Genomic DNA, 9030 nt, shown 5'->3' on the forward strand with positions numbered 1-9030 from the left:
GCTCCTGCTCACCGACGACGCCGAGCACCAGCGCGGCCGCAAGCTGCTGATGCCGGCGTTCACGGGCCCCGCGATGCGCAGCTACCGACCGCTCGTGGAGGGTCTGGCCAAGGAGGCCGTCCAGGGCTGGCACGACGGGCAGCGGCTGGTCACGCTCGACGCGATGAACGCGATCACCCTCGAGGTCATCCTCCAGGTGGTCTTCGGCGTGACCGACGAGGAGCGGCTCTCGGTGCTGCGTCCCAAGGTCACGCGGATCGTCGACATCGACGCCGGCATCCTGCTGTCGTGGATCTTCCCGCGGCTGCGCAAGGTCCCGCCGTGGCGCGGCTTCTTCACCAACCTGCGCGAGGTCGACGACCTGCTCTACGCCGAGATCCGGGAGCGTCGCGCCGAGCACGAACGGGGCGACCTCGAGGGTCGCGACGACGTGCTGTCGCGGCTGCTGCGCGCCGGTGACGACCCCGAGGCCGCCCCCGGCGGGGATTCCGGGCCACGCGCGGCGGACAGCACCGACGGGCTGAGCGACGAGGAGCTGCGCGACCAGCTCGTCACACTCCTGCTGGCCGGGCACGAGACGACGGCGTCGGCGCTGTCGTGGACGCTGCACGAGCTGGGCCAGGACCCGGTGCTGCTGGCCCGGGCCACGCGGGCCGCCGACGAGGGCGACGAGACCTTCCTGGAGGCGTGCCTGAAGGAGGCGATGCGCCTGCACCCGATCATCGACTTCGTGGCGCGGTCCCTGCAGAGCGACCAGGTCGTCGCGGGCCGACGTCTCCCGAGGGGCACCACGGTCACCCCGTCGATCATGCTGTCGCACAGCCGCGAGTCCTCGTTCGCCGACGCCCACGCGTTCCGTCCCGACCGGTTCCTCGACGGCGAGGTCACGGCCGGCACCTGGATCCCCTTCGGCGGTGGCGTGCGGCGCTGCATCGGCGCCGCGTTCTCGCTCATGGAGGGCACGGTGGTGCTGCGCGAGGTGCTGCAGCGCTTCGAGGTGCACACCGAGAAGCCCACCGGGCCGCGCCTGCGCAACATCACGAACGTCCCGGACGACAAGGCGCCGGTCGTGCTCCGCGCGCGATGACTCGTGCTCCGCGCGCGATGACACCATCCTGCGCTCCCGCTGACCCGCATCCCTGACAGACCACTGCGTCGGAGGACCCATGTCCACGAACCCTGCCCCCGCGACCGTCGACCGGTCGGTGCTCACTGCGCCGCTCACGCTGCCCAACGGCTCGACCCTGCCCAACCGGCTGGTCAAGGCCGCCCTGAGCGAGGGGCTCGCCCGCCGCGACCACTCGCCGGGCAGCCGGCTGCGTCGCCTCTACGCCCGCTGGGCCCACAGCGGCACGGGGCTCATGATCACCGGCAACGTCATGGTCGACCGCCGCGCGATCGGCGAGCCCGGCAACGTCGTCGTCGAGGACGACCGCGACGCCGCCGACCTCGCCGCGTGGGCGCAGGTCATGAAGTCCGGCGGCAGCGCGGCCTGGGTGCAGCTCAACCACCCCGGCCGCCAGGTCCCGCGCTCGCTGTCCGCGCACCCGGTCGCCCCGTCCGACGTCGCGGTGCCCGGCACGGCGGGCGTCTTCGCCGAGCCGCGCGCGCTGACGAGCGCCGAGATCGAGGACGTCGTCGCCCGGTTCGCCACCGCTGCCCGCGTCGTCACGCAGGCCGGGTTCGACGGCGTGCAGATCCACGGCGCGCACGGCTACCTCGTCAGCCAGTTCCTGTCGCCGCTGTCGAACCGCCGCACCGACGCGTGGGGCGGGACGCCCGAGAAGCGCCGTCGCTTCCTGCTGGAGGTCGTCCGCGCCGTGCGCGCCGCCGTTGGTCCCGACGTCCCGGTCTCGGTCAAGCTCAACTCCGCCGACTTCCAGAAGGGCGGCTTCGACGAGGCCGAGTCGCTCGCCGTCGTCCACGCGCTCGCCGCGGAGGGCATCGACCTGCTCGAGGTCTCCGGCGGCACGTACGCCTCGGCCGCGATGCTCGGCGTCGACCCCAGCCTCAAGGACTCCACCCGACGGCGCGAGGCCTACTTCCTCGCGTTCGCCGAGCAGGTCCGCGCCGAGCTCCCCGACCTCCCGCTCATGGTCACCGGTGGGTTCCGCACCGTCGAGGGCATGGCCGACGCCCTCGGCGACGGCGGCATCGACCTCGTGGGGCTCGGCCGCCCGCTCACCGTGGAGCCCGACGTCCCCGGCCGGCTGCTCGACGGACGGGCTGACGCGAGCACGGTCCGCCCACGGCGCAGCGGGATCCGCATGCTCGACAACCTCACCGAGCTGACCTACTACACCGTCCAGATGTGGCGGATGGCCGACGGCAAGGAGCCCGCACCCGACCGGCACGCGCTGCTCAACGTCACCCGGTACCTCGCGACCAACGGCCGCGACAGCATCCGTCTGCGTCGCGGGCACTGACCCCGAACGATTCCGGCGCGACGCCACGAACTCTCACTAAGCGCTTGCTTAGCGGTGCTCCACGGCCCTAGGGTCGGGCCATGCGTGCCGTGCAGATCACGACGCTCGACGGGCCTTCGGCCGTCGAGGTCACCGAGCTCCCCGACCCCACCGCCGCCGACGGGCAGGTGCTCGTGCGGGTGCGGGCCGCCGGCGTCTCGTTCCCCGAGGTGCTGCAGACCCGCGGGCTGTACCAGCTCAAGCCGGAGCTGCCGTTCGTGCCGGGCTCGGAGGTCGCGGGCGAGGTCGTCACCGCCCCCGAGGGGTCCGGCTTCTCCCCCGGCGACCGGGTGGCCGGGTTCTGCATGCTCGGCGGGTTCGCCGAGTACGCCGTCACCCAGCCCGACATGACGTTCCACCTCCCCGACGCCGTCTCCTTCGAGCAGGGCGCGTCGGTGCCGCTCAACTACCTCACGGCCTACTTCGCCCTCGTCGAGCGCGGGCGGATCGCACCGGGTGAGCGCGTGCTCGTGCACGGGGCCGCCGGAGGCGTCGGCACGGCATCCATCCAGGTGGCCAAGGCGTTCGGCGCCGGCCACGTCATCGCCGTCACGTCGACCGCCGAGAAGGGCGCCGTGGCCATCGACGCCGGCGCCGACGAGTTCGTGCTGGCCGACGGCTTCCTCGACGCGGTCAAGGCGTCCGGCAAGGTCGACCTCGTCGTCGACCCGGTGGGCGGCGACCGCTTCACCGACTCCCTGCGCAGCCTCCGCGAGGACGGCCGGCTGCTCGTCATCGGCTTCACCGCCGGCGACATCCCCGAGGTGAAGGTCAACCGGCTGCTGCTCAACAACCTCAGCGTCGTGGGCGTCGGCTGGGGCGCCTACGCGCTCGCCCGTCCCGGGCACGTCGCCCAGGAGTGGGCGGCCATCGCCCCGCACCTGGAGTCGGGTGCGCTCACGCCGCCGATCGGCGCCACGTTCGGCCTCGACGAGGCGGCTCAGGCACTCGCCACCATCGACGAGCGACGCGCCACCGGCAAGGTGCTGCTCACCCCGTGACGCACTCCGCCCGACGCCGCTGGTTCGCGCTGCTCACTCCGGGGCAGACCACCGGGATCATGCTCGCGGGCCTCGACGTCGTCGGCGGTCCGGTCGTGCCGCTCGCGGAGGCCACCTACGCCGACGCCGACGCGGCACGGGCGGCGTTCGGCCACCCCGCGCCGGCTCCGGGCGCGGGTCGGTTCGTCGACTTCCTCGTGGTCCCGGAGCTGCCGGGGGTCGAGGTGCGCGACGGCGTGCTCACCGAGACGCGCGCGCCGTCGGGCACCGAGTTCTGGCGGCTCGAGGCCGACGGTCGACGTCGAGTCGTCTCGTACTACGACACCCCCGCCTACGGCTGGCGCAACGGCCGCGGCGACGTGCGGCCCGCGCAGCACGTCGGCCTGCGGGCCCGCTACGCGGGTGGAGGTGACTACGTGGCCGCGTTCGAGGACGGTGTCGACGGCGTGCACCTGGTCGCCGTCGGCGAGGACCCGCCGGAGGGCTTCGCCTGGACGAAGGTCGGCGTCTCCCGCCGCACCGTCCCGCTGTCGGACGTCGAGCTCTACGACGCGACCACCGGGGACCCGTTCGCCCACACGCCCTAGCGGGGACGCGGGAGGAACGCGAGCTGCGCCGTCTTGTGCCCGAGGTCGACCACGGGACCGACCTCGAAGCCCTCACGACGGAACCGGGCCACCGACCGCTCGTTGAGCACGTCTGGCTCGACGACGATGCGCCGCACCGACGGATCCTCGAGCACCACGCCGAGCAGGTACCTCGCGAGCGAGCCGGTGAAGCCCGGCCGACGCTCCCCGGGGCCCACGAACAGGTGCACCCCCAGGTCACCCGGCTGCACGTCGTAGGCCTCCCCCACCGGGTCGTGCTCGGGCTCGTAGGTCTGGAAGACGGCGACCGGGACGGTGTCGGCCCGGTGCTCGTGGACCAGGTAGGCGTGGTGCGTCCCGAGGGAGTCGAGGTAGGCGTAGACCTCGCCGACCTCGTCGCGGGTGTGGTCGGTCATGCCCCAGAACCGGGCACGCTCCTGCGTCACCCAGCCGTGCAGCAGGTCGAGGTCGCCCACGGGGTCGACGGGTCTGTGCGTGAAGGGGGGCGTGAAGGGGGGCGTGAAGGGGGGCGTGTCCGCCATGTCAGGGCTCCTCGTGGTCGGGCTGCATCGGCGACGTGGACCCGGCGGCCCACACCTCCAGGTCGTCGGGGACGGTCCACCGGCTGCGGGACCGGTCGGCCAGGCACCACACGAGGCGCGCGACCGGCCCCCGCCACACGCGGTCGTCGACGCCCGGCACCGACGACGTCGACAGCACGCACCCCTCGTCACCGCCCAGTCGAAGGGCCGGCCCGCCGAGCGGGGTGAAGGTGTGCACGTCGCCCCACGCCGTCGGCGCCGACAGCTGCGGAGCCGCCTCGCGCAGTGCCAGGCGCAGGACCTCCTCCAGGTCCACTCCCGGCACCGGCACACCGGCGGGCTCCAGCCATCGATCCAGGGCCAGCGCCACCCGCGGCTCGGGGCGCAGCCAGGGGGCGAACAGCTCGCCGGGCCCGGTCCACGGGTCCGCCGACGGCTCCCGCAGCGGGGCGAGCGCCGCGTGCTCGACGAGGCGACGCACCACGGTCGAGCGCAGCGCGGCGAAGAGTGCGGCGTCCATCGAGTCGGCGTCCATGCGCCGGTCCCACGTGACGATCCGGTCACGCAGCTCGCGCACCTGCTGGGGCTCGCCTGCGAGGTCCAGGCCGGCGAGCCGTCGCTGCCAGTGCTCGGCCGGCAGCAGCAGCGTGTCGGCGTGCAGGGCTGCGGCCTGCTCCACGTCGAGCACGGGGTGCTCGTCGAGGAGCTGCTCGAGCCGGCGCGCACGGTGCGGCGGGGCGAGCTCGTCGGCCAGCGCCGCACTGTGCTCGCCCTGGCGGTGGTTGGCCGTCACCTGGTGCTCGTCGGCCCCGACCTCGCGGCGGTGCGGCACGACCCATCCGGTCCACTCACCCGACCCTTCACGTCGGGGCACGCGGCCTGCGACGCGGTGCAGGACCGCACCCTCGACGTCGGCCACCAGCACGTCGTTGACCGGCTCCACCCAGTGGTCGAGCGCGGCGTCGACGTCGGCCACCGACCGGGCCCGCAGCAGCGGCAGCAGCGCGGCGAGGCCGAGGTCGTCGACGAGCCAGGGCACGGTGCGCACGGCCACGCCGGAGCCGTCCGGGTGCTCGAGGACCAGCGGACCGTGCGCCGTCACCGGCACGCCGTCGACCACGTCGCGCGGCTCCTGCGCCGACACGTCGGTGAGCTGCTGGGTGTCGGCCATCGCGTTGGTGATGGCCCACGCCACCGTGCCGGTGTGCCCGAAGTGCTGCACGCCCGGCACCCCCGGGAAGGTGAGGCCGACGACGTCGACGTCCTCGTCCCTGGCGACGAGCCGCACCTGCTGGTAGACGCCCGGCACGGTGACGATGCGGTGCGGGTCGGCACCGACGAGCGGCAGCCCGTCGGCCGAGCGCCGCCCACCGACGACCCAGGCGTTGCTGCCCGACAGGGCCGGCACCTCCTGCGCGAGCGTCGCGACCCCATCGGGTCCGAGCACCCGCGCCGCGTGCCGACGCCAGAGGTGGTGGCCGAGGCTGCCGAACAGTGCGTGGTGCACGGCCATCACACCGAGCGACGTCCAGTCACGCCAGGCGTCGAGCCCACCCGCGCGGACGCCCGCGGCGTAGGCGTCGACGAACGCCCGCGTCTCACCGTCGAGCCGCTCGTGGGCGCGCCGGGCCGTCCGCGCCAGCAGCGACCGGGCGCAGAACGCGTCCCACGGCGTGCTCGTGGTCGACTCCACGTGCGCGAGGTCCTCGAGCAGACGCTCCCGCGACACCTCGGCCGTCGCCCGACCCTGCGCGAACGCCAGCCCCTCCAGCGACGTCGCCTCCACCCTCAGCACCGTCACGCCACACCCCCGACCCGCGTCCCGAAGGGTTGCCGACGGTTCCCGCCCGAGAGAGCCGTCGACAACCCTTCGGGACGCGGGGTGGGGGCCGGGGTCATCGGCCGTGGAGGGGGTTGGCCAGGCGTCCGACGAGCTGCAGCGACTGCGCCTGGTCGGCGAGGTCGACCATCTCGAGGGTGTTGCGCAGCTGCAGCCGGTTCAGGCACGAGTGCTCGAAGTCGGGTGCCAGCAGGTCGTACCGCGCGTGCTGGGCGGCCAGCTCGGGGTGGTCGGCCTGCAGATCGCGCAGGCACGCGGCCGCCACGGTCCAGAACTCCTCTCCCGACAGCACCCCGTCGTCGGCGAGGATCGCCGCGAGGAACCTCAGGAAGCCGTCGAGCACGTCGGTGAGCACGGCCAGCGCCTGCTGGCCCTCCGGCACCCGGGCCCGGATCCGCTGCACGGCCTCGGGCAGGGAGTCGAGCGGGTGTGCCTCGGGTCCGTCGGCCGCGAGCAGCGCGACCTCCTCGCCCACGTCCTTCATGATCGCGCGCACGGGCACGTGGTCCCGCAGCACGAGGATCAGGTTCTCCCCGTGCGGCATGAAGGCCAGGTCGTGCGCCCACAGGCAGTGCGCGACCGGCCGCAGGTAGGCGTCGAGGTAGCGGCGCACCCAGTCCGCGGGCGCCAGCCCCGACGCCCGGATCGTCGCTGCGGCCAGGCTCCGCCCCTCGCGGTCGCGGTGCAGGAGCGACGCCATGGTCGCGGCCCGCTCCCCTGCCCCGAGCCGCGGCGTCTCGCGCCACAGCGCGGCGAACATCTTCTGGTACGGCCCGCGGCGTGCGCCGGCCACGCGCTGGTAGACCCCACCGGTGTAGCCGACGGCGGCCCGCTCGCGCAGCACCGTGAACCCGCACCGACGCAGCTCCGCGTCGTCCCCGACGAGGGCGTGCACCCAGTCGTTGATGGCGGGCGTGCCGCGCATGTAGTGCGGCGACAGCCCCCGCATGAAGCCCATGTTCTGCACCGACAGCGCCGTCTTGACGTACATGCGCGACGGGTCGGACACGTTGAGGAACGTCCGCACCGACTGCTGCGCACGGTAGGCGTCGCGGCTCGTACCGAGCGGCACCACGTCACGTCGGGCGACGTCGGCCGCGAAGGTCACGGCCAGCTTGTTCGTCCACTGCCAGGGGTGCGCCGGCACCAGGAGGTAGTCGCGGGGATCGAGACCGAGGTCGCGCAGCCGCGTGTCGAAGGCGTCGCGCTGGTCCGCGTCGAGCTCGTCGGCGTAGAGCGCGTCCTCGTCGAGACCCTCCCCCAGGGCCAGCACGGCGTGCTCGCGGCGGACGCCCAGCCACACCAGCTGCACGTCGCTGCCGGTCTCGGGCGCGAACGCGCGGTAGTCGTCGAGCCCGTACCCGATCCGACCGTTCGTGGCGAGGAACGCGGGATGCCCCTCGTGCATGGCGGCCTCGACCGTGGCGAGGTCCGCGTCGAGCAGGTCCTCGACGGTGTGCGCGTGGTGGGTGTCGGCCCAGCACGCCGCCGCGAGCGTGGCACTCAGCTCCTCCAGGTACACCGCCACCAGGTGGTCGGGGATGCCGAGCTCGTCGTGCAGCTCGGCCACCAGCTCGAGCACGTCGACCGGCAGCGTCGCCTCGCCCCCCTCGGTGGAGTCGTCGGACCGCAGCACCGACCACGGGTCGACCGACCAGTGCTCCGGCTCGTGCACGTGGGCGTGGAACCGCCACCTCGAGGAGGTGGTGCGCACCTCCCACCAGCCTCCCGCGTCGGCCACCGGCTCGGGCGACAGGAGGCGCTCGTGGGTGAGCTCGCCCAGGGCCTTCGCGACGAGCCGACGCTGGGCGCGCTCGAGCGTCACCGGCTCCAGGTGGTCGGCGGTGTCCAGGGCCTGGGGGTCGAGGATGTGTGGCGTCTCCAGCAGGGCGGTGGGGGTCATGCGACGTCTCCCGTCGGGTCGTCGGTCGCGCCGAGCTCGCTGGCGGCGAAGCCCTCCGCCGTGCAGGTGCTCAGCAGCGCCCTCTTGTCGGGCAGGTCGATCTCGCGCTCGGCCACGAAGCCGGCGCGGGCGTTGAGGTCGTGGATGGCGGTGTTGCGGGCGTCGGGCTCCACCACCACCCGGCGGGTCGTGACGCCGTCGTGGCCCGGGAGCGTGAAGCAGTGCCGCACGACGGCCGCGAAGACGGCCGCCGTGAAGCCGTGCACCGGCGTGTCCGTCGGCGCCACCAGCACGTGCATGCCGAGGTCGCCCGGCTGCGTCCTGTGGATCGACGCCAGGGGAGAGTGCGCCGGGTCGTAGGTCTCGGCCAGGAACGAGGGGGTACCTTCTGCCGGCCACGCCCCGGCACCCCCGCCGGGGCCGGTCCGGCCCAGCCAGGCGTCGTGGTGCGGGCTCGCGACGATGTCGGCGTACTCGCGTCGCACGTCGTCGACGCTCGCGCCCTGCATCATCCAGAACACCGACCGCGGGTGGGTCACCCACGCGTGCAGCAGCGGCGCGTGGCGGTCGACGTCGAGCGGCTCCAGCCCGATCCTCATCGACCCGGGCCTCATCGGTCCACCCCCGACAGGGCGCGGTCGTCGGCGGGTGCCCCGAACGTCTGGAAGGCGATGCGCTCCTCCACCGGGTAC

General features: G+C 73.8%; 8 protein-coding genes. 4 read left to right on the top strand and 4 right to left on the bottom strand.

What is annotated here, in order from left to right:
• The 4 genes from ASF38_RS07375 to ASF38_RS07390 all read left to right on the top strand — a co-directional run.
• On the top strand, positions 1-1087 hold a 1087-nt coding region (locus ASF38_RS07375; RefSeq protein WP_156366869.1), incomplete at its 5' end, for a cytochrome P450.
• Positions 1088-1166: 79 nt separating this feature from the next.
• Complete coding sequence (locus ASF38_RS07380) at positions 1167-2426, top strand: NADH:flavin oxidoreductase/NADH oxidase family protein (RefSeq protein ID WP_055961161.1); 1260 nt, start codon at positions 1167-1169, stop codon at positions 2424-2426.
• A gap of 80 nt (positions 2427-2506) precedes the next feature.
• Positions 2507-3466 carry an NADPH:quinone oxidoreductase family protein gene (locus tag ASF38_RS07385; RefSeq protein ID WP_055961164.1) on the top strand — a complete coding sequence of 320 codons (960 nt, stop codon included), beginning with the start codon at positions 2507-2509 and terminating at the stop codon, positions 3464-3466.
• On the top strand, positions 3463-4053 hold the full coding sequence (locus tag ASF38_RS07390; RefSeq protein WP_056574851.1) for a hypothetical protein: 591 nt from the start codon (positions 3463-3465) through the stop codon (positions 4051-4053). Before ASF38_RS07385 ends, ASF38_RS07390 begins: the two co-directional genes overlap by 4 nt.
• On the opposite strand, the gene ASF38_RS07395 is transcribed toward ASF38_RS07390, so the two are convergent.
• The 4 genes from ASF38_RS07395 to ASF38_RS07410 form a co-directional block, all read right to left on the bottom strand.
• Positions 4050-4595: a GNAT family N-acetyltransferase gene (locus ASF38_RS07395; protein ID WP_056574854.1), complete on the bottom strand. Its 546-nt coding sequence runs from the start codon at positions 4593-4595 to the stop codon at positions 4050-4052. The two genes, ASF38_RS07390 and ASF38_RS07395, sit on opposite strands and share 4 nt — an antisense overlap.
• Position 4596: 1 nt before the next feature.
• Positions 4597-6396 carry a penicillin acylase family protein gene (locus ASF38_RS07400; RefSeq protein WP_056574856.1) on the bottom strand — a complete coding sequence of 600 codons (1800 nt, stop codon included), beginning with the start codon at positions 6394-6396 and terminating at the stop codon, positions 4597-4599.
• A 94-nt stretch (positions 6397-6490) separates the two neighbouring features.
• Entirely contained in the window at positions 6491-8338 is a 1848-nt protein-coding gene (locus ASF38_RS07405) for an IucA/IucC family siderophore biosynthesis protein (RefSeq protein WP_056574859.1), read from the bottom strand.
• Complete coding sequence (locus tag ASF38_RS07410) at positions 8335-8937, bottom strand: GNAT family N-acetyltransferase (RefSeq protein ID WP_056574862.1); 603 nt, start codon at positions 8935-8937, stop codon at positions 8335-8337. Before ASF38_RS07410 ends, ASF38_RS07405 begins: the two co-directional genes overlap by 4 nt.
• Between the last annotated feature and the right edge of the window lie 93 nt (positions 8938-9030).

Origin of the sequence: Aeromicrobium sp. Leaf272, from assembly GCF_001422865.1 — a bacterium.
In the GTDB taxonomy this organism is placed as follows: Bacteria; Actinomycetota; Actinomycetes; order Propionibacteriales; family Nocardioidaceae; genus Aeromicrobium.

Bases quoted from the DNA above. Each gene is read 5' to 3' on its own strand.
- ASF38_RS07410 (WP_056574862.1), bottom strand. From the start codon at position 8,937: ATGAGGATCGGGCTGGAGCCGCTCGACGTCGACCGCCACGCGCCGCTG.
- ASF38_RS07385 (WP_055961164.1), top strand. From the start codon at position 2,507: ATGCGTGCCGTGCAGATCACGACGCTCGACGGGCCTTCGGCCGTCGAG.
- ASF38_RS07380 (WP_055961161.1), top strand. From the start codon at position 1,167: ATGTCCACGAACCCTGCCCCCGCGACCGTCGACCGGTCGGTGCTCACT.
- ASF38_RS07395 (WP_056574854.1), bottom strand. From the start codon at position 4,595: ATGGCGGACACGCCCCCCTTCACGCCCCCCTTCACGCCCCCCTTCACG.
- ASF38_RS07405 (WP_056574859.1), bottom strand. From the start codon at position 8,338: ATGACCCCCACCGCCCTGCTGGAGACGCCACACATCCTCGACCCCCAG.